This window comes from Pseudochrobactrum sp. Wa41.01b-1 (assembly GCF_019464455.1).
Lineage (GTDB): Bacteria > Pseudomonadota > Alphaproteobacteria > Rhizobiales > Rhizobiaceae > Pseudochrobactrum > Pseudochrobactrum saccharolyticum.
The window spans coordinates 1,702,709-1,729,639 of sequence record NZ_CP080493.1 but is presented as its reverse complement, the minus strand read 5'-3'; the positions used below and the strand labels follow the sequence as shown (position 1 = coordinate 1,729,639).

Sequence of the window (26,931 nt, the reverse complement as noted above, 5' to 3'; positions counted from 1 at the left end):
GTTGTCAGATGCCTGTCAGGCCGTCCATACCGATATAGGCAATGCGCAGCATATTGGTGTTGCCAGGAGTTCTGAGCGGCACACCGACAGTGATAATCACACGATCACCCGGTTTAGCGAATTCTTCCCGATGGGCAATATGGCAGGCACGATTGACCACGTCATCCAGATCGCGCGCATCTTCAGTCACCACGCAATGCAGCCCCCAGACGATCGACAGACGACGTGCAGTCTCAACGACAGGAGACAGGGCAATAATCGGCGTCAGCGGGCGCTCACGCGACGCTCTGAGGCCTGTGGTGCCCGATGAGGTGTAGCAAATGATCGCCGAAAGGTTCAGCGTGGTAGCAATCTGGCGGGCTGCCAGTGATACCGCATCCGCACCGGTGGCTTCCGGTTCGGAACGCTGATTATTAACGATCGACGGATAGTTCGGATCGCGTTCCACTTTTTCAGCAATCCGCGCCATAGTCGCAACCGCTTCCACCGGATAGTCACCGGCGGCAGATTCCGCAGACAGCATCACCGCATCGGCACCGTCAAACACAGCAGTGGCCACATCGGAGACTTCCGCACGGGTCGGCACCGGAGCTGTAATCATGGATTCCAGCATCTGGGTGGCAACCACAACCGGCTTACCGGCTTTGCGGCAGGCACGCACGATCTGTTTCTGAATGCCAGGAACGCTTTCCAGCGGCATTTCTACACCCAGATCACCACGGGCAACCATCAGCGCATCCGACAATTCGATGATTTCATCGAGACGGGTAACAGCCTGCGGTTTTTCAATCTTGGACATCAGAGCAACACGGCCACGCGCAATCTTACGCACTTCCGCCAGATCTTCCGGTCGCTGAATGAAGGACAGGGCTACCCAGTCAATATCTTCCAACAATACAGCATCAAGATCACGGCGATCTTTTTCTGTCAGCGCGCCGACCGGCAATGTCGTATCCGGCAGGCTTACGCCTTTGCGGTCAGAGATTTTGGTGCCGGAAACAACTTTGCAGCGGATGGATTTGCCGTCACTGGCTTCGGCCAGCAATGCCAGACGACCATCATCAATCAGCAGACGATCACCGGCCTGCACGGCTTGCAGAATTTCCGGATGCGGCAGGAAAACACGATTTTCATCGCCCAGTGTTTCATCGTCATCAAGCGTGAAAATCTGACCCGGTGTGAGTTCGACTTTGCCGTCTTTGAATTTGCCGACACGCAGTTTCGGGCCCTGCAAATCTGCGAGAATACCGATCGGGCGTCCGAGCTTGCGCTCTACATTGCGGATGCGGCGCACCAGCTCACGCATCAGATCGTGATCGGCATGGCTCATATTGATGCGGAAGACATCGGCACCGGCCGCGAATAATTTCTCAATAACCGCTTCATCCGAAGATGCGGGCCCAAGTGTTGCGAGGATCTTTACCTTACGCGCACGTCTCATTGGTGATTGGTTCCTGTCACTGTGGCATTGCCGGCCGGTGCATCATCAGTCAGCTGCACCATCCAGCTTGATTGTTCGCCCGTATCATATTCCTGAAAACCGGAGCGCTGATAACCGCGGGCAAAACAGTCATTCACGCCGTTAATTTTGAATTCGTTTTCAGCCACACACATATTGACCTTGCCGTCCCAGCGGCCGCCGCCTTCTGAATCCTCAGCATAAACATAGTAATAGCGGGAGGTCAGCGGGCCTTCGATCAGGGTCTTGCAGCTTGATCCGTTAATATGCCACCAGCCTTCCGTGATCCATCCGCTCTTGGCACGATAGCCGATTGCGACACCGACAAGATTTTGCGTCGAATTACAAACGCGAAAATCGGCACGGGCTTCAGGTGCGGAAAAGATAACAGAAATCAATGTGACCGAAACAAAAGCCAGACAATAGAACAAGGTAGAATGAAGACGCATCCGCCAGAACCTTTCAGCGCACGGTACTGCTTAAATATGACAGCAAGGTGTAACAGCCTGACCATTACCACCGGACTGCATCTTTTGTTCGGCTCGGTTTCGGGCAGAAACAAATGATACAGCACTGTAAACAACCGGGTTGCGGCACCGTATCTGCTTCACCATGAAAATGCGATGCCGTAAAGCCGCATAATTCACGCAAGTTGCAGGCAGACTCAAGAGCCTGAGGTCAGTTTTCCGCTGTAAATCAGAACTAATTGCAAAATAGCCTGCCTTGCCGGTCAAGCCGTTATCGGCAACCTTTGCAATCATCTCCGGCAGATAGTGACGGATCACAGTCTGAAAAATACCTCCTGTTTTGCGAATTCAGTGGTTTTCAGTTGTCGCAATTATAATCAAATCGATTTAATTGCTGTTTTGTCTATAGCCCACACTCCGACCGGATACTAGAGCGTGTTGCGTTTAATTATATCCGCTGCGTGTGCTCTATCTTTTTGTTTTTACGCCTATCCATTTGAGCCAGACATGCTCTGGCCTATCTTGCAAGATGGGGCGCCGGTCACAAATGGCTCGCAATTCCTTGCAATCCATTTATATGTTGTTCATCCAATCCATAGCCGGAAACAAGATGACAGGTTTTTCCCCTTTTGAGACCATTGACGGTGATTTTGCGCAAGGCCTGCTGCTGATTGCCGATCATGCCAGCCATGCAGTGCCTGAGGACTATGGTACGCTCGGGCTGGAACCGCGTGTTTTTGAGCGTCATATCGCTTATGATATCGGCGTTGAGATGCTGACCAGAGCATTGGCAGAAAAGCTGAACAGTCCGGCTGTGCTCGGCGGTTTTTCGCGGCTGCTGATTGATCCGAACCGCGGCGAGGATGATCCGACGCTGATTATGCAGCTGTCTGACGGTGCTGTTATTCCGGCAAATTATCCGATGCATGAAGAAGAGCGGGAAAACCGGCTGAACCGCTTTTACCGCCCTTATCACAATGCGGTTGATGCAGCCTGTAACAAGATGCTGCAAGCCGGTGGAAGCGCCCCTTTTGTCGTCTCTGTTCATTCCTATACGCCGGTCTGGAAAACCATACCGCGTCCGTGGCAGGTTGCATTGCTCTGGGATAATGATGACCGGGCGATAAAACCGCTTTTGTCGATGCTGCGTGAAGACGGCACATTATCTGTCGGCGATAATGAGCCCTATGACGGCGCTCTGCGGAATGACACATTGTTTCGCCATTGTACCGCTAAAGGCTATGCCAATGTGCTGATTGAAGTGCGGCAGGATCTGATCGCAACACCGGAAGGTGTGCAGATTTGGGCCGATCGCCTTGCGCCGATGCTGGCACATATCAATATGATGGATGGTATTCACGATATCCGCCATTATGGTTCACGCACCGGTTCCGTTGAACGGATTTGAGCTGCGAAAGGAAATTGCATGACAAATATTACAGATAATCAGCGTTTGGCCTATGAAGCGGCCGCTTTTCGCAAGCTGGTTGAGCATTTGCGCAACCGCACCGATGTTCAGAATATCGATATGATGAACCTGACCGGCTTTTGTCGCAACTGCCTGTCCAACTGGTTTCAGGAAGCGGCCAATGCTGATGGCAATGCGCTGACCAAAGACGAAGCACGCGCCGAGATCTACGGCATGCCTTATGATGAATGGCGGGAAAAATATCAGACACCGGCCAGTCAGGCGCAACAGGATGCTTTTTCTGCACGAAAACCAAGCCATTAATAAAGCTGCTTCAGAAAAAGTGGCCACCGCCTCCGCGGGGTAATCAGTCCACCGGACTGATTACTTTTCCCGCTGCGATCCGCCCGAAGCAGCGACAGATAAAAAACAGAGTGGGTTTTCACTCGAAAATTGAACCACTCTGTAGATTTTAACCAGTATCTTACCGCTTAGCGGCTAGTTTAGATTTCAAGATTCTTAAATCCATTGCTTGACCATGCGCTGCATGTGAGGCAACCAAGACCACCTGTTTTAAGGCCTGCGACTCGCCCAGCGTTTCATATGGTCTTGTCTATAATCGGAGAATGATATTGAGCGACGATATTACCGGCGACAACGCCCAGTCCATTGCAGTCGGCCAGCTGCGTGCATTTATTGAACGTATTGAACGTCTGGAAGAAGAAAAGAAAACCATCTCTGACGATATCAAAGAGGTTTTCGCTGAGCTGAAAGGCTCCGGCTTTGACTCCAAAGCTGTACGCACCATCATTCGCCTGCGTAAGAAAGAAGCGCATGAGCGTCAGGAAGAAGAAGCGATGATCCAGCTTTATATGGACGCGCTCGGCATGAGCTGATTTCAGCAGTGCTGAAACAAAAAGGGGGCTTTCGCCCCCTTTTTTATTGCTGAAAATCAGTCTCAAACATCAAGCAGTTTCTCAAAACCACCATAGATCATCCGCTTGCCGTCAAAAGGCATGGATTCACCCATCGCCTGCATGCGGGGATCTTCCATCATTTTTTTCCAGGTTGTATCGCGCACAGTTTTGTTCGGAAATTCAATCCAGCTGAACACAACAACTTCGCCGTCTTTGGCCTGTACGGAGCGGCGGAAATCCGTCAGCTTGCCATCCGGCACATCATCGCCCCAGCACTCAACAATGCGGGTGGCGCCAAATTCTTTAAAAATCACAGCCGCTTCAGCTGCATGTTTGCGGTAGTCTTCTTTGCGGTTTTCCGGCACAGAAGCGACAAAACCCTCGACATATCCCATTTTCATTCTCCTCCTTGTGGGCAACTTTATTCTTGCGTTGACTTAGTATGTTGATATCAACATAATTGTAAAATGTCAATGAATGTACCATTTTCGACCACACTGGAAGTCCGTGATACATGTCTGTGCCTGCACGCACAGCGCGCAGCCCGTGCTTTAGCCCGTTATTTTGACGATGCTTTGAGGCCCTTCGGACTGACAAACGGCCAGTTTTCTTTGCTGATGGCTTTAAACAGGCCTGAACCGCCATCCATCGCACCGGTTGCCCAATTGCTGGCGATGGATCGTACAACTTTAACGGCCGCACTCAAGCCGCTTCAGAAAAAAGCACTGATAGAAATTATACCAGATGCAGCGGATAGGCGCAGCCGATTATTACTGCTGACACCCAAAGGTTCAGCTCTGCTGGCAGAAGCCGTGCCTGTCTGGCGGCAGACCCATGCAGAACTGGAAAATAACCTTCTGAACGGTAACGGTGATTTTTTGCGCGCAATGCTGCTCAGCCTTGGGAATATCACTCCGGCATGAAACACAAAGCTGTGTTATCAGAATAGTTTGCCGCGCTTTTTCTTCCCCTCCGCATCTTTTTAGTCATAATCCGCTTTGATCGAATAATGCATATCCTGCGGAGGAACCGGAATGCGCTTGAAACAACTCGGACGGTCAGATTTACAGGTTTCACCTTTCTGCTTCGGCGGCAATGTGTTCGGCTGGACAGCCGATGAAACTACATCTTTTGCCTTACTCGACCGTCTGCTCGATGCTGACCTGACATTTATTGATACGGCCAATGTCTATTCCCGCTGGGTAGACGGGCATAAGGGCGGTGAGTCGGAAACCGTTATCGGTAACTGGCTTAAAAGCCGTGGCAGTCGTGACAAGATGATCATTGCCACCAAGGTCGGTGCCGATATGGGCGAAGGCTTTACCATGGCACCTGCTCATATCCGTGAATGTGTTGACGCTTCGCTCAAGCGCCTGCAAACAGATTATATTGATCTCTACCAGTCGCATTATGATGATCCGAATACGCCGTTTGAGGATGTGCTCGGTACATTTCAGGATCTGATCAAAGCCGGTAAAGTCCGTGCAATCGGCGCTTCCAATATTACCGGTGAGCGCTTGCAGAGCGCATTGGAAATCTCTGAGAAACATAATCTGCCGCGCTATAACTCATTGCAACCGTTGTATAATCTCTATGATCGCAAGGATTATGAAACCACGCTGGAGCCGGTGGTAAGCGCCAATCAGGTTGGCGTTATTCCTTATTATACGCTGGCGGCCGGTTTCCTCACGGGGAAATATCGCAGCGAGAAAGATCTCGGCATTAGCCCGCGTGGCAACAGGGTTGGCACCAGCTATCTCAATGAACGCGGGTTGAAGATTCTGGAAGAGATGGATCAGGTGGCGGAGCGCTATAGCGTGACAGTGGCGCAAATTGCGGTTGCATGGATGATGGCTCAGCCGTCAATCACAGCGCCGATTGCCAGCGCCACCAAGATTGAGCAGCTGGAAGAGCTGATTAAAGCGACTCAGCTGACGCTCGATCAGGACGCACTAGATGTTCTGAACAAGGCCAGCGCATAAAACAAAAAAGCCTGCCTGAAACATCATTCAGGCAGGCTTTTATCGAGCATTGCGAAGGAAAAATCAGCCTTCAATTTCCTCCCGCAGCATTTCCAGCTCAAGCCATTCTTCTTCATGGGCTTCATTTTCACTGCGTTTCTTTTCAATCTCAGCAGCGATCTTGGCAAACTGCGCAGGGTCTTTGGTATAGAGCGCCGGATCAGCCATTTTCGCCTCAAGTGCTGTAATTTCTGCACTCAGCTTTTCCATCTTCGCCGGCAGTGTTTCCAGCGCAAATTTCTGCTTATAGGACAGTTTGCGCTTTTCATCGCGTTTTGGTACGGGTGCAGCTTCCGCCTTGTCACCGCCTGCAGGCGGTGCAGATTTTACCTGACGACGTGCCAGCGCTGTTTCTTTACGCTGCGCCATCATATCCGCATAACCACCGGCATATTGCAGCCAGCGCCCGTCACCTTCCGGTGCAATCACTGATGTTACAGTGCGGTCGAGAAAGTCACGATCATGGCTCACCAGAATAACGGTGCCTGCAAAACCGGATACCAGTTCCTGCAACAGATCCAGCGTTTCCATATCCAGATCGTTGGTCGGCTCATCGAGGATCAGCAGGTTGGCCGGACGCGACAAAACGCGCGCCAGCATCAGACGTGCGCGCTCACCGCCGGATAATTCACGGATCGGTGTGCGTGCCTGTTCCGGCTGAAACAGAAAGTCTTTCATATAGGAGACTACATGGCGCTGCTCGCCATTCACTACCAGCGATTCACCGCGCCCGTCGGTCAGATAATGAGACAGGGTTTCATCGGGATTGAGCTCACGTTTCTGATCCAGCTCGGCAAAGTCCAGATTAACACCGAGACGGATTGTGCCGGAATCGGGTTCAAGTTTACCGGTCAGCATCGACAGTAATGTGGTTTTGCCTGCACCATTTGGCCCGACAAGGCCGATACGGTCACCGCGATTGACGCGGATGGAGAAATCCTTGACCAGCACGCGCTCATCATAGGCTTTGCTGATCTTATCTGCTTCAATCACCAGCTTGCCGGATTCTTTCACATCGCTGGCCTGCAGCGTTGCCACGCCTTGCGCATGACGATGGGTGCGGAATTCATGGCGCATTGTGTGCAGCTCGCCAAGGCGGCGCATATTGCGCTTGCGGCGGGCAGTCACGCCATAACGCAACCAATGTTCTTCCCGGACGATCTGACGGCCGAGTTTCTGATGATCGCGCTCTTCCTCTTCCAGAACCTTATCGCGCCATTCTTCAAAATGCGCGAAGCCCTGTTCAATACGACGTGTCACACCGCGATCCAGCCAGATCGTGGCGCGGCTGACATTTTCCAGAAAACGACGGTCATGGGAAATCAGCACAATCGCCGAGCGGATTTGGCGTAATTCCTGTTCCAGCCATTCAATCGTTGCGAGATCGAGATGGTTGGTCGGTTCATCCAGCAGCAACACATCCGGCTGCGGGGCAATGACCCGTGCCAGCGCTGCACGACGTGCTTCACCGCCGGAAAGCTGCTCCGGTGTTTCATCGCCGGTCAGTCCCAGATTTTCCAGAAGATAGGCCACGCGATACGGATCATCAGTCGGGCCGAGACCTGCTTCCACATAATCACGCACATTGGCAAAACCATCCATATCCGGTGCCTGCGCCAGATAACGAATGGTTGCGGAAGGGTGGCGGAAAACTTCGCCGCCGGTCGGTTCAACCATGCCGGCTGCAATTTTCAACAGTGTGGATTTGCCGGAGCCGTTACGCCCGACCAGCGCAATCCGCTCTCCTTCGCTGATCGACAGGCCTGCATCCTCCAGCAGCGGTGTGCCGCCAAAAGTCAGGCTGATCTGGTCAAGTCGGAGAAGAGGAGGAGCCATGGATAATTACGCTTTAAAAAGAGAGGCCGAAGATTGTTACTGCTCATTACTGCATATTGCTGCAAACAGGAACCCTCGCGGCAAATTTCCTGAGCTTGATACGAGGGCATAAAAAAACAGGCCGGAGACCGGCCTGTTTTTAAATTCAATTTTGTAACTATTAGTTACAAGGTGCTTCGTAAACGCGGCCGTAATTGTCGCGGTAGCGGCAATACTGAACACCGTTACGGGTCTGTGCTGCACCGAGCAGGGTACCGGCAACCGCACCGATTGCAGCACCGGTCAGGGCGCCACGGCCGTTACCGCCAATTGCGCCACCGGCAAGCGCGCCGAGTGCTGCGCCGCCCACACCGTAACCGGCGGTGCGCTGTTCGCCTGTTGTACAGGCAACAGTCGAAAACGCGAGCACTGCTGTTACTGCGATCATAGAAAGACGTGATTTCATCTAAAGTTACTCCCGTTGAGGCTACTCACTTGCCATAATCTCCTGCATTTTATAGCAAAAAGAAGACGGCAACTATCAAAACAATTTACAGGTTTTTACGTTCAGTCACATCAGATTGAATCAATGGCAGGCGATGCGACTAAAATTGCCGCGCCTCCACCTAACGTCACTGTTAAGTTTTCTTTTACCCTATTTGAAAGCGTTAAAGAAGAGCCAAACGGTACAGTCACATTATCCAGCGGCCATTCGGCGCCGGAAATTGATAATCTGGTTAATGTCTCAAAGCCCAGAATACTGAATAATGTTTCTTCCGGCAGGTCAAAACCGGTTTTCCCGTAGATCAGCGGTGTTGCTTCCTCGTGGCCGCTGGAGAGAAATATTTTACGTCCTGTATGTGCCTGCGCTACTGCCATGCTGAGATGCAGAAATGTGTGATCTGTGCGTTCGCCACCGAAAGCACCGGCCAAAATCACTTCTGTTGCGCCGCGCTCATAGGCTTCATGCAATGCCAGCTCGCCATCGGTCATATTCTTTGCAACGGGAAAGACCTGCCGCTCAATGCTCTCATATTGTGCGGCCAGTGCCGTATCGGTGGAATCAAAGTCGCCGAGCCATAATTCCGGCACCACGCCAAGGCCGGCCGCATGGCGCATACCGCTGTCTGCTGCCAAGACGCGTGCACCGGCAATCTGCTTTTTCAGCCGCGAAGTGACGGTCAGATCACCGCCGAGAAGAATGAGAAATTTTGACATGGTGCTGCATATCACGCTGTTTCACAGACCGGAAGTCTGGAGCGTGTCGCGTTTAATCATACCCACTGCGTTCGCTCCAGATTTTTTAATTGTCGCATGTTCGCAGTAGCTCAAATCAAGCCATTTGAGACCGACATGCTCTAACAATCCTCTTGCTCCACGATGCTGTTTTATCCTATTGTCCGCTCGCTCTAACGGGGTGCCTTCGGTTTCGGAGGCTGAGAGGCCGGTCTCCGGCTAACCCGCTGAACCTGATCCGGTTTGTACCGGCGGAGGGATTAGATGCTGTCCGGCTTCCGGCGCTCAATCCTTGGATCAATTCATAACCAGAGGAGAGCCCGCGCGGCTGTTATCTCATGCTTATCAGAAATCTACTTTTCACAACCGGTCTTCTGTCCGTTTTGAGCTTCGGCGCAAGTGCAACACAGGCTCAGGATCTGACCATCTATACCTATGACAGTTTTACATCTGACTGGGGTCCGGGTCCGAAGGTTAAAGAGAATTTTGAAAAATCCTGCGGCTGCACTGTCAATTTTGTAGCCGTTGCCGATGGTGTGGCTTTGCTCAACCGCCTGAAGCTCGAAGGCAAATCCACCAAGGCCGATATTGTTCTGGGGCTTGATACCAATCTTATCAATGATGCCAAAGCCTCCGGCCTGTTCGCCCCGCACGGATTGAGCGATGTGAAAAGCAATGTGCCTGATAATTTTCAGGACGAAGTTTTCCTGCCTTATGATTACAGCTATTTCGCTGTGATTTATGACAGTGAGAAGATGAAAAATCCGCCGAAATCCATGGCAGAACTGATTGACGGCGATGTTTCGCAGAAAATTATTCTGATGGATCCGCGCACATCCACACCGGGTCTGGGCATGATGCTCTGGGTGAAAGATCTCTATGGCGACAAGGCTGGGGAACAGTGGCAGAAGCTCAACAAACGTGTGCTGACAGTTACGCCAGGCTGGTCTGAAGGTTATGGACTGTTCACTAAAGGCGAGGCGCCGATGGTGCTGTCCTATACGACTTCTGCCGCCTATCACATGATCTCGGATAAAACCGAGCGCTATAAAGCGGTGACTTTTGAAGAAGGTAATTATCTTCAGATTGAACTGGCCGGTCAGACAATAAACGGTGCTAAAAACCCGCGCGCTGCAGAGTTTCTGAAATTCATGACCACAGACGGTTTTCAGGATGTTATCCCGCAGACCAACTGGATGTATCCTGCCTATGACACATCTGCGCCGCTCGATGCGGCTTTCGATAATCTGCCAAAACCGGATAAGAGCTTGCTGATTGCTTCTGAAACCGTTGCGCAAAACCGCAAAGCATGGGTTGATGAGTGGCTGAAAGCCATGAGCCGCTGAGGCCAATTGTTTCTGAGCTCAACAAGACTGCTTCCGCCGCATCGTGCGGCGGGGCATTTACGGAGAATTATGCAGGCCTTCCGTTTTAAAACTGTCTCAGGCTTTATCGCGCTGATGCTGCTGCTGGTGCTGACCGGCGGCGCTTTGCTGTCGCTTGGCATTCAGGGGCTGCAATCCGATAGCGATGCACTTGCCGCTTTTGACAGTTACTTGTGGAATATTACGCGTTTTACGCTGCTGCAGGCGCTGTTGTCAGTTCTGCTTTCAGTGCTGTTTGCACTGCCGGTTGCCCGTGCGCTCCATGCCAATACCGCATTTCGTGGTCGCAAATTGCTGCTGCGCTTTTTCGCGGTGCCTTTGACATTGCCGTCTTTAGTCGCCGTCTTCGGCATTACCAGTATTTACGGGCGCAATGGTTTCATCGCGCAGGGCAGTACGGCTTTAGGTCTGCCGCTGATACCGGATATTTACGGTCTGACCGGTATTTTGCTGGCTCATGTGTTTTTTAATATGCCGCTTGCTGTACGTCTGCTGCTGGCCAGTCTCGAATCCATTCCGCAAGATTACTGGAAACTCTCGGCGCAATTGGGCATGGGCAGTTTTGCGCGTTTCCGGCTGATCGAATGGCCGGTGATTGCCCGAAACCTGAGCGGCATTGCAGGGCTGATCTTCATGCTCTGCGCCAGTTCCTTCACCATCGTGCTGACCTTAGGCGGAGGCCCCCGCGCAACCACGCTGGAAGTCGCTATTTATCAGGCCTTGCATTTCGACTTTGATCTGGCGCGTGCTGTTGCCCTCACGCTTACCCAGCTGCTGCTGACTATTGGCGTGTTGTGCCTGCTGCGTCTGACCGGCAAACCGACAGAAGAGGGGCTGTCGCTGGTCACGACTAACAGGGATTATATTCACCACGGCAGATGGTCTAAAATCTCATCAGGTATTATTATTCTCATTGCCACCTTGTTCATTGCTTTGCCGGTTTTAGGCATGGTTCTGTCCGGTCTGGGTTCTGATCTGTGGCGTTTGCTGAATGAAACCGTGGTACAGCAGGCCATTATCACCTCGCTTTTGCTGGCTTTTGGCGCAGCCGCTCTTTGCGTGATGCTATCGCTCACGCTGGTCACTGCACGTGAATATAGTGCCACACAAAATCTTAAATCCCCAAAGCGGCTGCGCAGCTTTTTCACCACCGCTCTCGACAGCGGTTCCAGTCTGGTGCTGATTATTCCGCCGATTGTGATCGGTGCGGGCTGGTTCATATTGCTGCGCCAGTTCACCGATGTGTTCACGCTCGCGCCTTTCATGGTCATTGCGGTGAATGGTGTCATGGCCATGCCTTTTGCGGTGCGCTTGCTGCGCCCTGCATGGGACAGCGCAGCAGCACAGAATAACCGGCTCTGCACGTCGCTCGGTATCAGCGGGCTCAACCGTCTGCGTCTGATCGACTGGCCGGTCATCCGCCGCCCGCTTATCCTGAGCTTTATCTTTGCCATGGCGCTTTCTATGGGAGACCTAGGCACGATTGCTCTTTTCGGCAGCGATGCGGTGCAGACCTTGCCTTATCTTCTGTTGCAGCGCATGGGCAGCTATCGTACCAGTGACGCGGCAGGCCTTGCGCTGATCCTTGCCGCTATTTGTTTTGCACTGATGCTTATCACTGATAAAACCGGCAACCGGATCAATTCAGGCAAATCTACTGAGCGGAATGCCTCATGACACGACATAATGCTGCAATCACCCTTGATAATGTTCGTTTCTCCTATGGAGCGACAGACATGCTGTTCAACCTGCATTTAAAGGCCGGTGAAACCGGTGTGATTGTGGGGCCGAGCGGTTCCGGTAAATCGACACTGCTCAATCTGGTTGCCGGATTTGAAGCACCGCTATCCGGCCGTATTCTGATCGGTGACGAGGAAATCAGCAGCGAAGCCCCCGCCGGACGGCCGGTTACGATGGTGTTTCAGGAGAATAATCTGTTCGCGCATCTTGATGTGCGCGCCAATGTCAGCCTTGGCCGGTCACCTTCGCTCAAACTGAATGAGGCGGATCATCTTGCGGTGCAGAATGCCATTGACCGTGTGGAGCTGACCGGCAAAGAAAACCGCAAACCGGAAGCGCTTTCCGGTGGCGAGAGGCAGCGTGTTGCGATTGCCCGCGCATTGGTGCGTGACAAGCCTGTTTTGCTGCTGGACGAGGCTTTTGCTTCTCTCGGCCCCGCCTTGCGACAGCAAATGCTGGATCTGATCCGTGAATTGCAACAGGAAACCGGTATTACCATTCTGATGGTGACGCATACGCCGGAAGATGCACTGCGTTTCGATTCAACGTTGTTTTTTCTCAAAGACGGGCAAATCAGAGAGCAGGGTGATGCAGCCATGATGCTCTCGCCCTCCGGCCCTCAGCCCGTGCGTGACTATATGGGCACGTCAGAGCATAAAACATCCTGATTACAATATGATAATCAGATTATCATAGCGAATGACGTGATATTGACACAAAGCATGCGCAGTTAAATGCTCGACTTGAGCCGCCGCCTATGCGGCTGTTCAAGCAATCCGGTGCGGATGCATTACGATCATTTAATGCGACCGGCTCTGGTTAAACAGAGAACCAGCCTATATCTACTAATGATGCAATAGCTGACAATTTGTGAAATACCGCAAAAATCATTTCACTTCTATTCAGAAGAGCATTGTTTATATTGCGGGCAATTCGCTTGCAGACGAGCAGACAGAATCGCTGAACAGGCCGTGCAACCGGCACCGCCAAATCAGCTTTGAAGTAAACGGGGACACGACACTGGATATGCTTTTAAGGGCAGCACGGTTTTCCGCAGCGGAAAAGCCCTCTATTTCTCCAGTTTTCAAACGATCAGCCGCTATTGGTCTGGTCGCGCTTTTATCTGCCTGCCGTACTGTAGATTTCAGTGATCCCGATGTGATTGGCCCGTCGTCCAATCCGGTTACGGTTGCCAATGTCAGCAAGAATGACAAGCTGGCACAGCTTGGCGCGCAGCAGCATCCGCGTATTCTCGCCACCTATGGCGGGGAATATAAAGATGCCAAGCTTGAGCGCATGGTTGCAAAGATCGTCGGCAATCTCACAACGGTTTCTGACAATCCTGACCAGACATACCGCATTACAATTCTCAACAGCCCGAATATCAATGCTTTTGCGCTGCCCGGCGGTTATCTCTATGTGACCCGCGGCTTGCTGGCGCTTGCTAATGATTCATCCGAAGTGGCTGCTGTAATCGCCCACGAAATGGGGCATGTCACGGCCAATCACGGTATTCTGCGACAGGCAAAAGAAGCGGAATCGGTACTTGCCAAACGCGTTGCCTCCGAGGTGTTGCATGATGATGCGGCCGGTCGTGAGGCGGCAATCCGCAGCAAGCTGCGCCTTGCCCAGTTCTCGCGCAATCAGGAATTACAGGCTGATGCAATCGGCATTAAAATGATCGGCGCTGCGGGTTATGATCCGTTTGCCTCGGCGCGTTTTCTGCAGTCGATGGAAGCCTATACGGGGTTCCGCTCTGTCTCCGGTGCGACCGATGCCAGCCTAGACTTTCTGGCCAGCCATCCGGCTACACCACAGCGCGTTGATCTGGCTATCGGCCATGCACGCCGCATCGGTGCGCCGGGTGTCGGCACCACTGACCGCCCTTCATTCCTGAACGGTATTGACGGCCTGCTCTATGGTGACACGCCGCAGGAAGGTTTTGTGCGTGAGCGCACCTTTATTCACCCGAAACTCGGTGTGACTTTCAGTGTTCCGCAGGGCTTTACGATTGATAATTCAGCCAGTGCCGTTATGGCCAGCGGTCCGGGTGAACTGGCTATCCGTTTTGACGGTGCAGCACTGCCACAGGGCGGTGATCTTGCAGCCTATCTGCGCAGCGGATGGGTGACAGGCCTTGATGAGCAGTCTGTGCAGACAACCACAATCAATGGTCTGCCTGCAGCCACTGCGCGTGCCAGTGCCGATAAATGGCAGTTTGAAATTGTTGTCATCGCTTCCGGCCAGAAAGTTTATCGCTTCCTCATCGCCGCACCGAAAAACAGCAATGCTTTGAGTGCCACAACACAGGCGACCACACAAAGCTTCCGCGTGCTGACACCAGCCGAGCAGGCTGCAGCGAAGCCTCTGCGCATCCGTGTGATCAGTGTGAAAGCCGGAGATACGCTCGGTTCATTGGCCAACCGGATGCAGGGGACAGATCGCAAGCTTGATCTCTTCCGCCTTCTGAATGCGCTGCCGAGCGGCGGTACGGTTTCTGCGGGCGACCGTGTGAAAATCATCAGTGAATAAGCTAAAAGCCCCGTAAGGGGCTTTTAGAGCGCCGTGTGCCAGACTTGGCACTACACAGGGTCGCTCTAACACTTTAAATTATGCTCTAATTGCGGGTTCAGAGGGCGGTATCGCTGTCGGCTTCCGTGAGCTTCAGCATTTCATCCTGCGCTTCTTTCATCATCGGATAAACACTCAAAGCCTGTTCATAAAGCCGGAGAGCACCTTTGCGGTTTCCGGTTTCGCGCAGCAAAGTTGCATAATTGATGAGAACATCAAAATTGCGCGGTTCTAAAATCATCGCCTGTCTGATGTCATTGAGGGCAGGAGCCAGCTCGTTGCGGCGCAGATGCAAGCGGGCGCGCAATTGCCAGACCGTTGCATTGTCAGGGCGCTGTGCCATCACCTCATCAATATAATCCTGTGCTTCCGCATCGCGTGATTGATTGAGGGCTGTTTCTGCCCAGCGCAGCATCAGATCCAGACTGTCGCTGCCGGTGCGCACAAAGCTCTGGCGCAGGCGGCTGGCTATGGCATGGGACTTCTCCGGCGTGGATGCCTTGCGCAAATCCGTGAACAGCTGCTCCTGTTCTTTCCGGCGGGTTTCTGTGAGCGGCCCTGCCATTTCCACATCGGGATTTTTCGGTTTTTCTTTGGGTTTTGCCGCCGTGTTGTTGATTGGTGCCGGTTTCGGAGCTTCAGGTATGGTTACAGCAGGCGGCATGGGCTGCGGCTCTGTTTTGCCGGTAGCACTGATATCTTCTGCCGCAGCAAAGCCCGCAGCGCCCGTGATCATCAGGGCTGATATCAGAGAAACGGTGAGGGAGCTGCGTGTCTTGGTCATAGTGCTATCATAAAGCAGAAACCGGCTGATTAAAGGCATAAAAACAGCGCCGGTAAATTAATACCGGCGCTGTTAAAATTCTCTACAACTTACTGCACTGGGATCGTCGTTAAACTTTCCCGCTCAGCTCATTAACCCCAAGATTAACCTTGGCGGGCTTTAAAGCGAGGAGCAGTTTTGTTGATGATGTATACGCGGCCCTTACGACGAACCAGCTGGCAGTCACGATGACGGCCTTTGAGCGCTTTAAGCGAATTCTTGATCTTCATGTTACTCACCAATGTGTTTGGCCCGAATTGGGCATATTCCTGGAACGTGTCTCATTTCATTAGAAACGCTGCGCTCGTTCCAGCTCTTTGTTTCTATACATGCCTTGTTCCCAAAACCGTTTCCCGTATTTGGGAGCATGTTTCAGAGCGAGCCAAAGAGCACGTTTGAATGGTTGAGGTGAAATAGTCAATGAATGGGTCAATTGTCAACCATTGATGCGCACGGAACCCGCAAAACGGTGTTATTTTCCGTTTTTAATGCGTGTGACATGCCCCATTTTGCGTCCCTCACGTGCTTCGGCCTTGCCATAGAGATGCAGTACCGCATCCGATTCTGCCAGAATCGCCGGAACTTTGAGTACATCATCACCGATCAGGTTTTCCATAACGCAGTCACTGTGACGTCGCGGATCACCGAGCGGCAGGCCAGCCACGGCACGGATATGCTGCTCAAACTGCGAAACAGCACAGGCCGCTTCTGTCCAGTGACCGGAATTATGCACGCGCGGTGCAAATTCATTGGCAACGACAGAACCGTCCGGCAGAACGAAAAATTCAAAGCCGAGCACACCAACATAATCCAGCGCATGAAGCAGCTTCTGTGCGGCCTCGGTGCAGGCGGCTGCGGTTTCAGAGCTGATTGATGCCGGTATGGTTGAGGTATCGAGAATGCCGTTCTTGTGAATATTTTCTGCAATGTCATAAAGGCGGACATTGCCTGCCTTGTCGCGTGCGGCGATGACAGAAACTTCACGGGTAAATTCCACAAAGCCCTCAAGAATTGCCGGAGCATTTTTAATGGCAGCAATGGCTTCAGCCGCAGCGTCATTATCGAGGCTGTTCAGGCGCACCTGACCTTTGCCGTCATAGCCGAAACGGCGGGTTTTCAGAATGCCGCGCTCGTTCAGCGCGCCAAGCGCTGCGACCAGATCCTGCACATCGTCAACCACACGCCATGGTGCGGTGGCAATGCCGCTCTCATTGAGAAACTGTTTCTCGGCAACGCGGTCCTGCGAGATTTCCAGAGCCAGCGGTGGCGGGGAGACAATGTTTTTTGTTGCCAGAAACTGTGCGGCTTCTACCGGCACATTTTCAAACTCATAGGTGATAACATCGCAGGCTTCAGCCAGTTCCAGCAAGGCGGCGCGATCATCATAGGCAGCCACGATCTGACGATTGGCGACCTGTGCGGCAGGGCAATCCGCCTGCGGTTCCAGAATAATGGTTTTGAAGCTCAGGCGCGCTGCCGCCATGGCCAGCATACGGCCAAGCTGACCGCCGCCGATAATCCCGATTGTTGATCCTGCTTGCAGCATGGCTCAGTCCTCATCTTTCGGGGCGGCAGCCACGGCATCGGTCTGGGCTTTGCGATAGGCATCCAGACGGTCTGCCAGCGGCTTGTCATGCAGTGCGAGAACCGCAGCGGCAAGCAGTGCAGCATTGGTGGCACCGGCATTGCCGATGGCTACTGTGCCGACAGGAATACCCGCAGGCATCTGGACGATGGAAAGCAGCGAGTCCTGACCCGACAGTGCTTTGGACTGTACCGGAACACCAAAGACCGGCAGTGGTGTCATGGATGCAACCATCCCCGGCAAATGGGCGGCACCGCCTGCACCGGCGATAATCACATGAAAGCCCTGATCGCGTGCCGTTTTGGCAAATTCAACCATGCGATCCGGTGTGCGGTGCGCAGAAATAATACGGGCATCATAAGCAACCCCCAGCGTATCCAGTGCCTGCGCTGCATTGCGCATGGTTGGCCAGTCGGACTGGCTGCCCATAATGATGGCGACTTTCGGGGAAGTTGGTGTGTTATCTGCCATGAAATGTCCTGTCAGGTGCTGGATTTAAAAAATAAAAAATCGGTCAGGCTTCGTAAAAGTCTGCCGGTCTTTTATCTGCGGTGAGAATATGAAGTGATCGGATCAGGTTCAGGCCCGAATTCATGCCCAAGTTCAGGCAATAATATCCGGAATGATTTTATCTTCCAGCTTGCTCAGCTGATCTTTGATCGCGAGTTTTTTCTTTTTCATGCGCTGAATGCTGAGCTGATTACAGCCGGTTTGCATCATCGCATTAATGGCAAGATCAAAATCCGTGTGTTCCTGGCGCAACCGTGCAACGGAGAGGCGAATTTCGGCTTGTTCCTGATCGGCCATGGCATATTCCATCTGATCTTGTCTTCACAGCGAGAACAGAACCGCAGACATCTGCATTTGTCGCGCACCAATATGGGTTGCGATTTTCACAGAAGCACCGCAGGTCAGTATAATCCGCCCTTTTTCAGCTTTGCCGTAGCACAAATTTGGCAAAGTTGAAATGTGCCAAATATGAATTCGACATTAATCAAATCTCATGCAAGACTGTCATTGTTTTGTCATAGTCTGGTTCGAGGCTGGGAACTGTCACAAGCAAGTTCCTGCAGACCGAACGGGTCTTGGAGCCTGATCTGCTGACAAAATGAGAGTGACGCGTAAATATAAAGGAGAAGCAATAATGGCACTTGAATCCCATCTTGCCTCACTGGAAAAGAAGCATGATGCACTGGAAAAGGAAATTTCCGACGCCGCAGCATTGCCAGCTACTGATACGCTGACGATCGCCGATCTTAAACGCAAAAAGCTGTATCTGAAGGAACAGATAGAAAAGCTTAGGACACAAGTCACCCGACATTAATTACGCTAAACTGTAAAGCACAGTTTCAGACAGAACCGCCGGATGGGCAGGCTCTGAAAGATGAGGTGCAGGCCGGATATCAGGCCCGCACCGGATTTATTTTCTTGTGCTGATGAGCGTGATTATCAACGAAAGCAGTGCAAGTCCTGCTGCCGTCAGCAAGGTGACAGTAAAGGCAAATCCGACGGATTTTGCAGCTGCATGAACAAGCTCTTCCTGTCCCAGTGCGGTAACAAATATTGTGGCCATGACAGATGCGCCGGTCATCAGTCCCAGATTGCGCGACAGGCCCAGCAATCCGGACAAGATACCGCGCTGGTTTTCGGGTGCTGCAAGCATGATGGCTGTATTATTGGCGGCCAGAAACAGCTGAAAACACGGTGTCAGCATTATCAGCGATAAAATATATCCTGCAGTTCCGAACCTGACGGGCAGTAAGGCCATGCAGATGAGTGCAATGCTCATGACAGCCAGTCCGTAAGCCAGCGCGCGTCTTATACCAAACCGGTCTGTAATGCGTCCGGCAGGGATACCGGCCAGCGCCGCAACAACAGGGCCGACAGCGATAACCAGTCCCGTTGTCGCTTCCCCCAGCAGCAGGCCGAATGACAAGAAGAATGGCCCGATCACCAGCATTGTCATCATCACTGAGCTGATGAGCAGATTGGTTATCAGCGAGGCGCTGATAACAGGATTGCGCAAGAGTGACAGAGGCACCAGCGGCGAAGAAGACCGGCTTTCAATACCCACAAAAATTATCAGGGCAACCAGAACCGCCGGAATGGTGACAACCATATCCCAGTTCAGTCCGTTTTTATTTCCGGTCGTAATCACTGCATAGAGAAACAGCACAATAGCCAGTAAGGCCGCGCCTGACAGATCCAGCGAGCGGCTGGTTTTATGATTTGGCGGTGATGCCGGTATCACCTTGATAGCAGGAACCAGTAAGATAAAACCGGATATTGCCAGCAGGATAAAGGCGGAACGCCAGCCAAAGACAGCAATCAGGATGCCTCCGAGTGCAGGGCCAAGCGCGGTTCCGATTGCTGACATGGAACCGAGAAGCCCCATGGCGGTGCCTGTCTGTTCACCGGAAACCATGCCTCTTATGATTGAGACCGGTAATGCCATGAGAATGGCACCGCCTATGCCCTGTATCGCTCTGGCTGCGATGAGCATTGTGAGATTTGGTGCTGCAGCGCAAAGCAGCGAACTGATTGTAAAGATTATCAGTCCGGTCAGCAAGATAAAACGATGGCCGAACAGATCGGCACAACGCCCCGCCAGCACAATTACTATTGTGACGGACAACAGATAAATCAGCACAATCCACTGAACCGCAGACACAGGAGCATCCAGTGTTCTGCTGAGCGCCGGTAATGCGACAGCGGTGATGCTCACGGCCATGGAGGCCAGCAGCATGGAACCTGAAAGAGCAAGGATTGCAAGGCGAGGAGAAGTATCAGAGAGGGCGAAACGCACAGCTGTTCCTCTTGTGGCTTGTTTGAGTCGCTGTTACATTGCCACTTCAAGTCAACTTGAGGTCAAGTATGAAACTTCTTGATATAGGTGTGCTGGCGGAGAAGAGCGGAGTGTCACCTTCCGCACTCCGTTATTATGAGGAGATCGGTCTGATCGAATCCTTCAGCCGCCATGGTTTGCGCCGTCAATATGCACCGGAAGTGCTGCAGCAACTGGCTTTGATTTCGCTGGGGAAGATAGCAGGCTTTCCGCTGTCCGAGATGAAAGGCATGTTCGGAAAAGACGGTTCGGCTGATCTGCCGCGGCAGGCGCTGCATCAGCGGGCAGACCAGCTGGATTTGCAGGTCCGCCAGCTGACAACACTCAGCAAAGCCTTGCGGCATGTAGCTGAATGCCCTGCAGAAACCCATACGGAATGTCCGAAATTCCGCAGGCTGATGCAGGCAGCACTTCATGCGCGTAAATAGCTATATCGGGTAAAAGGGCTAACTGTCCGTGTGTCAGTTCTCTGATTTCGCCGGTTCCGGTACAGGGGCGGATTTCTCTTCCTGTGCAGCCTCAGAGCGCGGATCAAGCAGCACACTTTCCTGTGTGGCAGGGCGTTCCGCAGCCATGCTCTGGAACTGTTCTTTTTCTGATGGCAAAGGCGAGGCGCGTTTACGCGAGCGCAGAATAGCATAACCGGCAATGGCAATATGCGAGACCGCCGTCACCAGAAACAGGCCGGAAGGCCATAAATTATTCATCGCTTCCGCAGCAATCAGCGGCCCGAGCATGGTGCCGAAACCATAAAGCAGTAGCAGACCGCCGGAAACCTTGACGAAAGTCTCAGGTGTTGCGTGGTCATTGGCGTGGGCAACGGCAACCGGATAAATCGCATAAGCAAGCGAACCGTATAATGCGGTCATGACCAGAATGAGTGTGCCGTTGGTTGGTGCGATTGCAAAAATCAGAAAACCGATAAGAGCGGCAGAACCGGCCACGCTGGCCATGACATAGCGGCGGTCGATACGGTCGGAAAAGCGTCCGACAGGGATTTGCATTAATGCACCGGCAGCAATGGTGAAGCTGACCATCAGTGCGATTGTGGTTTTATCAATACCGCTGAGCGAGCCGAAAACCGCACCGAGTGTACCCCATGCACCATTGGCAATGCCGATTAGGATCACGCTGACAAAGGCAACCGGTGAATTGGCATAAAGCTTTTTCAGATCAAGCTGCACTTCGGTCAGCGGGCGCGGCGAAGATGCTTTGGAAGCTGCGGTTGGCAGCAGCGCAAGGCAGAAGAAGATCGCGGCAATCATGAACAGCGAACTGCCTTCGACATCGCCGGTAATCACCAGCATCTGGCCGGTCATGACGGCACCGTAGTTGACCATCATATAGAGGCCGAAAATTTTACCGCGTGTTTCATTGGTGGCTTTTTCATTCAGCCAGCTTTCAATGACCATGAAAATACCGGCCATCGCAAAACCGGTAATGGCGCGCAGAACCACCCAGATTGAAGCGTCAACCATCAGGCCGGTCAGCAAAACCACAATTGCCGCAGTGGATGCGAAAAAGCCGAAAGCCCGCACATGTCCGGCACGGCGCACCAGGCGCGGTGCAAAAATACAGCCAGCAACGAAACCGCCTGCCCATGTTGTACCGATCAGACCCAGAGCCGTGACCGAGAAGCCTTCCACATTTCCGCGCAGTGGCAATAAAAGACCGTGCAGACCTGAACCGATCAGCAGAAAAGCGGTGCCGCAAAGCAGTGCGAAAATCTGGACATAGGAACGGAACACGCAGAATCCTTTATTCTATTGCAGGCTATTTTACAGTTTTCTGATCTTGAAACCTGTTCGTCCGAAACTGCAAGGTGAAATTGCCGCTTCGGACAGATTGAGTGTAACCATGCTGACCTATCACTTGAAAGAGTGCAAGGCTTTGTATTGATGAGATATTGTGTCAGGTAAAATAAAAAGAACCTCCGCCTGTTTGAGAGCAGAGGTTCTGAAACTATGGTGTATCCGGAAATAGCAAAGGCTTACAGGCGAAACAGTGCCTCAGCAGCCGCACGGCTGCGATTCCTGTCATTGCGATCAGTTTCCAACCGACGGATCTCCGCTTTAAGCAAGGCAATGCGATTGTCGATTTCAGCCGCTGAAAGCAGGGTCACATCCTCACCGATATGGTGATTATAGGTTGTTGTCTCCTGCGCATTATCATCAAAGAACATGGCGTTTTCCTCACTTCCTGCTGCAGCCTGTCCACGGCAGCTTTCAATATGGTTCGCAATATTCGTGACCTGTCAGCCTTTAAATGCAGGGCGGGCAGGCCACATAAGTTTTCAGCATCTCATAAACCTGCATCATTAGCGATATGATTTTTATAGATTGCATTTTTTCTACATAATATGGCTAGTGGATTGAATTTGCCGTTTGAGCTCCCGTCGACACAAATGTTGTTTCAAACGGCAAATTCGAAAAATCCACTAGCATTATTTAGTTGCTAGTGGTCTTTTTGATTGCGACATTTGCTCTGCGCCTGTCATGAACGGGCGCAAATGCCGTAATCTGACCACTAGATCAGGGAAAGCGCTTTGGGCGGATCAGAGAATTTAAGGAGCGGATATGACAACGGAACTTGCTTCCCAGATGATGGCAATTGCGATTGAACAGGCCGGTGCGCCATCGGTACTGAAATCGGTCAGGCGTGCCGTGCCGCATCCGGGTAAAGGCGAAATTCTGATCCGTGTGAAAGCTGCCGGAGTGAACCGTCCTGATGTGCTGCAACGACAGGGGCATTATCCGCCGCCAGCCGGTGCTTCAGATTTGCCGGGGCTGGAAGTGGCCGGTGATGTGGTGGCTATTGGCACAGATGTGCAGCGTTATAAGGTCGGCGATGCGGTGACTGCCCTTTTGGCAGGCGGCGGTTATGCTGAATATGCCGTGGTTTGTGAAGGTAATGCACTGCCGCTGCCTTCCGGTTATGGTTATGTGGAAGCGGCGGCTCTGCCGGAAACACTTTTTACCGTCTGGCACAATGTGGTGCAGCGCGGGCAGTTGCAGGCCGGCGAGACATTGCTGATTCACGGCGGCAGTTCCGGTATCGGCACAACGGCAATTCAGCTTGGTAAAGCGCTGGGTGCCAAAGTGATTGTGACGGCCGGCTCTGCGGAAAAATGCTCCGCCTGTCTGAAGATTGGAGCGGATGTTGCGATTAATTACCGCGAGCAGGATTTTGTCGAGCAGGTTAAAGCTACAACCAATAATAAGGGTGCAGATGTTATTCTTGATATGGTTGGCGGTGATTATGTTGACCGTAATTATGACGCCGCGGCGATTGAGGGGCGCATTGTGCAGATCGCTTTTCTTGGTGGTGCCAAGGCGAAAGCCAATTTTGCCAAGCTGATGACCAAGCGTCTGACCCATACCGGTTCGACCCTGCGTGCGCGTGATGTGGCTTTCAAAGCGCAGATTGCAGCGGAACTGGAATCAAAAGTCTGGCCGTTGCTGGCAAGCCGCACTATTTCTCCGGTGATGGATATGATCTACCCGCTGAAAGATGCCTGGCGCGCCCATGAGCGCATGGAAGAGGGCAATCATATCGGCAAAATTGTCCTCGACGTCGGTTGATATTTCGCCTCTGGCGGCCTGAAAATGGCGTTTTTCTGTGAGTCCGGTGCTCATGTACTGGAGCGGTTCCGGTTTAAAAGGAATCGTTGGAACCGCTCTGTTTTTTGTTTTGTCGCATTGTCCTACGCAAAACCGCTATGCACTTTTGCTGGAAATGCTCAATGCTACACTCCGCTCCGGTTCTCAAAAAACACCATTTTCGGCACGTCATAACCGAAATCTCCCTGCAAACAGGGGGAGTGAGTTACAAATGCGCTGAATTCCTGTGCAGGGTTTTCTTGCTCATTGTGTAAAATTTGGTTATAGAGGGAACGAATTCCCGGAAATTGTGGTTTACCCCACGTCCCGCGCTACCGGAGCGGGCGAACGAGAGGATTATATCTTATGGCCACTCAGCTTCTTATGCCTAAGGCAACAGCCGTATGGCTTGTCGATAATACTGCTCTGTCTTTTGACCAGATTGCAACTTTCTGCAAACTGCATGTGCTTGAAGTGAAAGCGATTGCGGATGGTGAAGCTGCACAGGGTATCAAAGGTCTTGATCCGGTCATCACCGGCCAGCTTTCCCGTGAAGAAATCGCACGGGCTGAAAAAGACATTAATTACCGTCTGAAACTGTCCGAACCAAAAGTGCGTGTACCGGAAGCCAAACGTAAAGGCCCGCGTTATACGCCTTTGTCCAAGCGTCAGGATCGTCCGAATGCGATTCTCTGGCTGGTGCGTAACCATCCGGAACTGAAAGATGCCCAGATTTCCCGTCTGATCGGCACCACCAAATCCACCATCGAACAGATTCGTGACCGCACTCACTGGAACTCGGCTAACCTTCAGCCGATGGATCCGGTAACACTGGGTCTCTGCTCGCAGATTGATCTGGATATCGAAGTTGACCGCGCAGCGCGCAATCGTCCGATTGAGCCGGAATCCGGTGATACATTGCTGCCGGCATCGGCAACAGAAAATCTGGATTACAGCCGCAATGACGAATCGGATGAGCTGGATGCGGATAAAGTCTTCGCCAAGCTTTCTTCGATGAAGAGCGCACCGGAAGACGAAGAAGACGATCTGTAAGATCAGCTTGTGCTATAGTTTTGAAAAGCCGCCGGATCATCTCCGGCGGCTTTTTTTGTATCTGATAATTGTCAGGCCGCAGGTTTTGTTGCTTCGGAGCAGGTGCCGATGCCACGTTGATGAAGGCAGTCACGGATATCATCCAGTGTCTGCGGATCTTCAATCGTTGCAGGCATTTTCCATGGCTCGTGATCGGCGATTTTCTGCATGGTGGAGCGCAGAATTTTGCCGGAGCGGGTTTTGGGTAATTTATTGACTGTCAGAACTGTGCGCAGCGCGGCAACAGGCCCGATCTGATCGCGTACCCGTTCCACACATTCTGCTTCAATCTCACTATGGGCTTGCGTCACACCGGCCTTGAGCACGATGAAGCCGCAAGGGATTTGTCCTTTGAGCTTATCGGCAATGCCGATCACCGCACATTCTGCGACCTGTGGGTGACCGGCAATCACCTCTTCCATCGAGCCGGTAGACAGGCGATGTCCCGCAACATTGATGATGTCATCAGTGCGGCTCATGATGAAAATATAGCCGTCTTCATCCATGTAACCGGCATCAGCGGATTTATAATAGCCTTTGAATTCATCAAGATAGGCTTCATAGAAGCGCTGGTCGGCCTGCCATAAAGTCGGCAGACAGCCGGGCGGCATCGGCAGTTTGATGACAATATTGCCGAGCTCGCCGGTTTTCGACGGATGGCCTGCATCATCCAGTACCTGCACATCGTAACCGGGCATTGGCACGCAAGTTGAGCCGTGTTTGACCGGCAATATGCCAAGGCCGCGCGGATTACCGGCAATCGGCCAGCCGGTTTCGGTTTGCCACCAATGATCGATCACAGGGCGGTTGAGCATCTGCTCTGCCCATTCCAGCGTATTCGGGTCTGCACGCTCTCCGGCAAGATACAGTGCTTCAAGGCTGGAGAGATCATATTGATGCAGCAGCTTGCCTTCAGGGTCTTCTCGCTTAATCGCGCGAAGAGCGGTTGGTGCAGTGAACAGCACTTTCACCTTGTGCTCAGCAACCACCCGCCAGAATGTACCGGCATCGGGCGTGCCGACCGGTTTGCCTTCAAACAGCACTGTTGTGGCGCCGATCAGCAGCGGGGCATAGACAATATAGGAATGGCCGACCACCCAGCCGATATCCGATGCTGTCCAGAAAATATCACCTGCATGAATGCCATAAAGTGCGCCCATCGACCATGCGAGCGCAACCATATAGCCGCCATTATCGCGCACAACGCCCTTGGGTTTGCCTGTGGTACCGGAAGTGTAGAGAATATAAAGCGGATCGGTGGCGGCAACCGGAGTACAAGGCACATCACGTCCTGCTGTCTGCTCACAAAGCTCTGTAAAATCGTGATCGCGGCCTGTGATGAGCTCGCAGCGATATTGTTCGCGCTGATGGATCAGACAATGCTTTACCTGATGTTTGGCTGTGGTGATCGCTTTGTCGAGCAGCGGTTTGTAGCTGACTGTCTTATTGGCTTCCAGCCCGCAGGAACTGGCGATAATCAGGGCAGGGGTGGCGTCATCAATACGTGCTGCCAGCTCATCGGCTGAGAAACCGCCAAAGACTACAGAATGAATTGCACCAAGGCGGGCACAGGCCATCATGGCAAATAATGCCTGCGGCACCATCGGCATATAAATCAGTACCCGATCGCCTTTTTGAATGCCGAAATCCCGCATCACGGCACTGAGCCGCATCACCTGTTCCAGAGTCTCGCTATAGGTGAAACGAGCCTTCTGGCCGCTGACAGGACTGTCATAGAGAATAGCGGGAACATCACCACGACCGGCCTCGATATGACGGTCGAGCATGTTGTAGCAGGTGTTGCATGCAGCGCCTGCAAACCATCGTCCGTAAGGGCCTTGTGCAGGATCAAAGATTTTTGTCGCTGGTTTATACCAGTCAATGAGTGCAGATGCCTTGCCCCAGAAAGTTTGGGGATCATTTTTCCATGCCTGATAAATTTCGGGATAAGCCGAAGTCATGTATTCC

Annotated in this window: 28 protein-coding genes, 1 pseudogene and 1 riboswitch; of the genes and pseudogenes, 13 read left to right on the top strand and 16 right to left on the bottom strand. The window is 52.4% G+C overall.

The features are described 5' to 3' along the window. Positions 1–4: 4 nt before the first annotated feature. The 3 genes and pseudogenes from pyk to K1X45_RS08110 all read right to left on the bottom strand — a co-directional run bounded on the left by pyk (position 5) and on the right by K1X45_RS08110 (position 2,244). Positions 5–1,441 carry a pyruvate kinase gene (gene pyk, locus K1X45_RS08120; RefSeq protein ID WP_213599152.1) on the bottom strand — a complete coding sequence of 479 codons (1,437 nt, stop codon included), beginning with the start codon at positions 1,439–1,441 and terminating at the stop codon, positions 5–7. After that, positions 1,438–1,830: pseudogene (locus K1X45_RS08115) on the bottom strand (DUF1036 domain-containing protein); the annotation flags it as partial. The gene pyk and the pseudogene K1X45_RS08115, both read right to left, overlap by 4 nt. 108 nt (positions 1,831–1,938) lie before the next feature. Continuing rightward, positions 1,939–2,244 (bottom strand): hypothetical protein, encoded by a 306-nt coding sequence (locus K1X45_RS08110; protein ID WP_220160327.1) that lies wholly within the window; start codon positions 2,242–2,244, stop codon positions 1,939–1,941. Between the two features lie 292 nt (positions 2,245–2,536). Here K1X45_RS08110 and K1X45_RS08105 point away from each other — a divergent pair, with 292 nt between their 5' ends. From K1X45_RS08105 to K1X45_RS08095, 3 genes are all read left to right on the top strand, one after another. After that, on the top strand, positions 2,537–3,334 hold the full coding sequence (locus K1X45_RS08105; RefSeq protein ID WP_220160326.1) for an N-formylglutamate amidohydrolase: 798 nt from the start codon (positions 2,537–2,539) through the stop codon (positions 3,332–3,334). A gap of 18 nt (positions 3,335–3,352) precedes the next feature. Beyond that, the gene (locus tag K1X45_RS08100) at positions 3,353–3,658 is read left to right on the top strand and encodes a DUF1244 domain-containing protein (protein WP_116089071.1); all 306 of its coding nucleotides are present in this window, start codon (positions 3,353–3,355) and stop codon (positions 3,656–3,658) included. Between the two features lie 302 nt (positions 3,659–3,960). Further along, entirely contained in the window at positions 3,961–4,230 is a 270-nt protein-coding gene (locus K1X45_RS08095) for a DUF2312 domain-containing protein (RefSeq protein WP_033315879.1), read from the top strand. A gap of 62 nt (positions 4,231–4,292) precedes the next feature. Here the strand turns inward: K1X45_RS08095 and K1X45_RS08090 are convergent, their stop codons facing one another. Next, complete coding sequence (locus tag K1X45_RS08090) at positions 4,293–4,646, bottom strand: DUF1428 domain-containing protein (protein WP_075657275.1); 354 nt, start codon at positions 4,644–4,646, stop codon at positions 4,293–4,295. Between the two features lie 72 nt (positions 4,647–4,718). On the opposite strand from K1X45_RS08090, the gene K1X45_RS08085 reads away from it, so the two are divergent. Both K1X45_RS08085 and K1X45_RS08080 read left to right on the top strand, forming a co-directional pair. After that, positions 4,719–5,174: a MarR family winged helix-turn-helix transcriptional regulator gene (locus tag K1X45_RS08085; RefSeq protein WP_116089070.1), complete on the top strand. Its 456-nt coding sequence runs from the start codon at positions 4,719–4,721 to the stop codon at positions 5,172–5,174. 111 nt (positions 5,175–5,285) lie between these two features. Beyond that, positions 5,286–6,233 (top strand): aldo/keto reductase, encoded by a 948-nt coding sequence (locus K1X45_RS08080; RefSeq protein ID WP_220160325.1) that lies wholly within the window; start codon positions 5,286–5,288, stop codon positions 6,231–6,233. Between the two features lie 63 nt (positions 6,234–6,296). On the opposite strand, the gene K1X45_RS08075 is transcribed toward K1X45_RS08080, so the two are convergent. From K1X45_RS08075 to K1X45_RS08065, 3 genes are all read right to left on the bottom strand, one after another. Beyond that, positions 6,297–8,108 (bottom strand): ABC-F family ATP-binding cassette domain-containing protein, encoded by a 1,812-nt coding sequence (locus K1X45_RS08075; RefSeq protein WP_220160324.1) that lies wholly within the window; start codon positions 8,106–8,108, stop codon positions 6,297–6,299. A gap of 160 nt (positions 8,109–8,268) precedes the next feature. Further along, positions 8,269–8,553, bottom strand: a complete 285-nt coding sequence (locus tag K1X45_RS08070; RefSeq protein ID WP_075657278.1) for a glycine zipper 2TM domain-containing protein — start codon at positions 8,551–8,553, stop codon at positions 8,269–8,271. A 110-nt stretch (positions 8,554–8,663) separates the two neighbouring features. After that, positions 8,664–9,305 (bottom strand): thiamine diphosphokinase, encoded by a 642-nt coding sequence (locus K1X45_RS08065; RefSeq protein ID WP_220160323.1) that lies wholly within the window; start codon positions 9,303–9,305, stop codon positions 8,664–8,666. A 185-nt stretch (positions 9,306–9,490) separates the two neighbouring features. Next, positions 9,491–9,600: riboswitch (TPP riboswitch) on the top strand. 67 nt (positions 9,601–9,667) lie between these two features. Here K1X45_RS08065 and thiB point away from each other — a divergent pair. From thiB to K1X45_RS08045, 4 genes are all read left to right on the top strand, one after another. Continuing rightward, entirely contained in the window at positions 9,668–10,669 is a 1,002-nt protein-coding gene (gene thiB / locus K1X45_RS08060) for a thiamine ABC transporter substrate binding subunit (protein WP_370627108.1), read from the top strand. 69 nt (positions 10,670–10,738) lie between these two features. After that, positions 10,739–12,385, top strand: a complete 1,647-nt coding sequence (thiP, locus tag K1X45_RS08055) for a thiamine/thiamine pyrophosphate ABC transporter permease (protein ID WP_220160321.1) — start codon at positions 10,739–10,741, stop codon at positions 12,383–12,385. Continuing rightward, the gene (locus K1X45_RS08050) at positions 12,382–13,116 is read left to right on the top strand and encodes an ATP-binding cassette domain-containing protein (RefSeq protein ID WP_220160320.1); all 735 of its coding nucleotides are present in this window, start codon (positions 12,382–12,384) and stop codon (positions 13,114–13,116) included. The genes thiP and K1X45_RS08050 overlap by 4 nt, the downstream gene beginning before the upstream one ends. Positions 13,117–13,474: 358 nt before the next feature. Continuing rightward, entirely contained in the window at positions 13,475–14,980 is a 1,506-nt protein-coding gene (locus K1X45_RS08045; RefSeq protein ID WP_051138948.1) for a M48 family metalloprotease, read from the top strand. Positions 14,981–15,077: 97 nt separating this feature from the next. On the opposite strand, the gene K1X45_RS08040 is transcribed toward K1X45_RS08045, so the two are convergent. The 5 genes from K1X45_RS08040 to K1X45_RS08020 form a co-directional block, all read right to left on the bottom strand. Further along, positions 15,078–15,803 (bottom strand): hypothetical protein, encoded by a 726-nt coding sequence (locus K1X45_RS08040; protein ID WP_151160262.1) that lies wholly within the window; start codon positions 15,801–15,803, stop codon positions 15,078–15,080. 143 nt (positions 15,804–15,946) lie between these two features. Then, positions 15,947–16,072 carry a type B 50S ribosomal protein L36 gene (gene ykgO / locus K1X45_RS08035; protein WP_075657282.1) on the bottom strand — a complete coding sequence of 42 codons (126 nt, stop codon included), beginning with the start codon at positions 16,070–16,072 and terminating at the stop codon, positions 15,947–15,949. A 242-nt stretch (positions 16,073–16,314) separates the two neighbouring features. Further along, the gene (locus K1X45_RS08030) at positions 16,315–17,388 is read right to left on the bottom strand and encodes a 5-(carboxyamino)imidazole ribonucleotide synthase (protein WP_151160261.1); all 1,074 of its coding nucleotides are present in this window, start codon (positions 17,386–17,388) and stop codon (positions 16,315–16,317) included. Between the two features lie 3 nt (positions 17,389–17,391). After that, positions 17,392–17,898 (bottom strand): 5-(carboxyamino)imidazole ribonucleotide mutase, encoded by a 507-nt coding sequence (gene purE / locus K1X45_RS08025; protein WP_075657284.1) that lies wholly within the window; start codon positions 17,896–17,898, stop codon positions 17,392–17,394. A 132-nt stretch (positions 17,899–18,030) separates the two neighbouring features. After that, positions 18,031–18,234: a YdcH family protein gene (locus K1X45_RS08020; protein ID WP_033315775.1), complete on the bottom strand. Its 204-nt coding sequence runs from the start codon at positions 18,232–18,234 to the stop codon at positions 18,031–18,033. A gap of 334 nt (positions 18,235–18,568) precedes the next feature. Between K1X45_RS08020 and K1X45_RS08015 the strand changes: the two genes are divergently transcribed. After that, a complete protein-coding gene (locus K1X45_RS08015) occupies positions 18,569–18,751 on the top strand; it encodes a YdcH family protein (protein ID WP_028233180.1) in 183 nt (60 codons plus the stop codon). A 96-nt stretch (positions 18,752–18,847) separates the two neighbouring features. On the opposite strand, the gene K1X45_RS08010 is transcribed toward K1X45_RS08015, so the two are convergent. Next, positions 18,848–20,233, bottom strand: a complete 1,386-nt coding sequence (locus K1X45_RS08010; protein WP_255560916.1) for an MFS transporter — start codon at positions 20,231–20,233, stop codon at positions 18,848–18,850. Between the two features lie 68 nt (positions 20,234–20,301). Here K1X45_RS08010 and K1X45_RS08005 point away from each other — a divergent pair, with 68 nt between their 5' ends. Then, the gene (locus tag K1X45_RS08005; protein WP_116089059.1) at positions 20,302–20,700 is read left to right on the top strand and encodes a helix-turn-helix domain-containing protein; all 399 of its coding nucleotides are present in this window, start codon (positions 20,302–20,304) and stop codon (positions 20,698–20,700) included. A gap of 33 nt (positions 20,701–20,733) precedes the next feature. Here K1X45_RS08005 and K1X45_RS08000 read toward each other — a convergent pair whose 3' ends face one another. Together K1X45_RS08000 and K1X45_RS07995 are read right to left on the bottom strand one after the other, a co-directional pair. Next, positions 20,734–22,020 carry an MFS transporter gene (locus K1X45_RS08000; RefSeq protein WP_220160319.1) on the bottom strand — a complete coding sequence of 429 codons (1,287 nt, stop codon included), beginning with the start codon at positions 22,018–22,020 and terminating at the stop codon, positions 20,734–20,736. 242 nt (positions 22,021–22,262) lie between these two features. Further along, the gene (locus tag K1X45_RS07995) at positions 22,263–22,454 is read right to left on the bottom strand and encodes a DUF1192 domain-containing protein (protein WP_028233183.1); all 192 of its coding nucleotides are present in this window, start codon (positions 22,452–22,454) and stop codon (positions 22,263–22,265) included. A gap of 394 nt (positions 22,455–22,848) precedes the next feature. Here K1X45_RS07995 and K1X45_RS07990 point away from each other — a divergent pair, with 394 nt between their 5' ends. After that, positions 22,849–23,853 carry an NAD(P)H-quinone oxidoreductase gene (locus K1X45_RS07990; protein WP_220160318.1) on the top strand — a complete coding sequence of 335 codons (1,005 nt, stop codon included), beginning with the start codon at positions 22,849–22,851 and terminating at the stop codon, positions 23,851–23,853. Positions 23,854–24,237: 384 nt separating this feature from the next. Continuing rightward, positions 24,238–24,924 carry a DUF1013 domain-containing protein gene (locus K1X45_RS07985; protein WP_022709100.1) on the top strand — a complete coding sequence of 229 codons (687 nt, stop codon included), beginning with the start codon at positions 24,238–24,240 and terminating at the stop codon, positions 24,922–24,924. A 71-nt stretch (positions 24,925–24,995) separates the two neighbouring features. On the opposite strand, the gene K1X45_RS07980 is transcribed toward K1X45_RS07985, so the two are convergent. Continuing rightward, positions 24,996–26,924, bottom strand: a complete 1,929-nt coding sequence (locus tag K1X45_RS07980) for a propionyl-CoA synthetase (protein ID WP_220160317.1) — start codon at positions 26,922–26,924, stop codon at positions 24,996–24,998. Positions 26,925–26,931 lie beyond the last annotated feature (7 nt).

Bases quoted from the DNA above. Each gene is read 5' to 3' on its own strand.
- K1X45_RS08095 (WP_033315879.1), top strand. From the start codon at position 3,961: ATGATATTGAGCGACGATATTACCGGCGACAACGCCCAGTCCATTGCA.
- K1X45_RS08020 (WP_033315775.1), bottom strand. From the start codon at position 18,234: ATGGCCGATCAGGAACAAGCCGAAATTCGCCTCTCCGTTGCACGGTTG.
- K1X45_RS07985 (WP_022709100.1), top strand. From the start codon at position 24,238: ATGGCCACTCAGCTTCTTATGCCTAAGGCAACAGCCGTATGGCTTGTC.
- K1X45_RS08100 (WP_116089071.1), top strand. From the start codon at position 3,353: ATGACAAATATTACAGATAATCAGCGTTTGGCCTATGAAGCGGCCGCT.
- K1X45_RS08040 (WP_151160262.1), bottom strand. From the start codon at position 15,803: ATGACCAAGACACGCAGCTCCCTCACCGTTTCTCTGATATCAGCCCTG.
- K1X45_RS08090 (WP_075657275.1), bottom strand. From the start codon at position 4,646: ATGGGATATGTCGAGGGTTTTGTCGCTTCTGTGCCGGAAAACCGCAAA.
- thiP (WP_220160321.1), top strand. From the start codon at position 10,739: ATGCAGGCCTTCCGTTTTAAAACTGTCTCAGGCTTTATCGCGCTGATG.
- K1X45_RS08030 (WP_151160261.1), bottom strand. From the start codon at position 17,388: ATGCTGCAAGCAGGATCAACAATCGGGATTATCGGCGGCGGTCAGCTT.
- K1X45_RS08050 (WP_220160320.1), top strand. From the start codon at position 12,382: ATGACACGACATAATGCTGCAATCACCCTTGATAATGTTCGTTTCTCC.
- K1X45_RS08065 (WP_220160323.1), bottom strand. From the start codon at position 9,305: ATGTCAAAATTTCTCATTCTTCTCGGCGGTGATCTGACCGTCACTTCG.
- K1X45_RS08085 (WP_116089070.1), top strand. From the start codon at position 4,719: ATGTCAATGAATGTACCATTTTCGACCACACTGGAAGTCCGTGATACA.
- K1X45_RS08075 (WP_220160324.1), bottom strand. From the start codon at position 8,108: ATGGCTCCTCCTCTTCTCCGACTTGACCAGATCAGCCTGACTTTTGGC.
- K1X45_RS08070 (WP_075657278.1), bottom strand. From the start codon at position 8,553: ATGAAATCACGTCTTTCTATGATCGCAGTAACAGCAGTGCTCGCGTTT.
- pyk (WP_213599152.1), bottom strand. From the start codon at position 1,441: ATGAGACGTGCGCGTAAGGTAAAGATCCTCGCAACACTTGGGCCCGCA.
- ykgO (WP_075657282.1), bottom strand. From the start codon at position 16,072: ATGAAGATCAAGAATTCGCTTAAAGCGCTCAAAGGCCGTCATCGTGAC.
- K1X45_RS08080 (WP_220160325.1), top strand. From the start codon at position 5,286: ATGCGCTTGAAACAACTCGGACGGTCAGATTTACAGGTTTCACCTTTC.
- purE (WP_075657284.1), bottom strand. From the start codon at position 17,898: ATGGCAGATAACACACCAACTTCCCCGAAAGTCGCCATCATTATGGGC.
- K1X45_RS08105 (WP_220160326.1), top strand. From the start codon at position 2,537: ATGACAGGTTTTTCCCCTTTTGAGACCATTGACGGTGATTTTGCGCAA.
- K1X45_RS07995 (WP_028233183.1), bottom strand. From the start codon at position 22,454: ATGTTCTTTGATGATAATGCGCAGGAGACAACAACCTATAATCACCAT.
- K1X45_RS08005 (WP_116089059.1), top strand. From the start codon at position 20,302: ATGAAACTTCTTGATATAGGTGTGCTGGCGGAGAAGAGCGGAGTGTCA.
- K1X45_RS07990 (WP_220160318.1), top strand. From the start codon at position 22,849: ATGACAACGGAACTTGCTTCCCAGATGATGGCAATTGCGATTGAACAG.
- K1X45_RS07980 (WP_220160317.1), bottom strand. From the start codon at position 26,924: ATGACTTCGGCTTATCCCGAAATTTATCAGGCATGGAAAAATGATCCC.
- K1X45_RS08045 (WP_051138948.1), top strand. From the start codon at position 13,475: ATGCTTTTAAGGGCAGCACGGTTTTCCGCAGCGGAAAAGCCCTCTATT.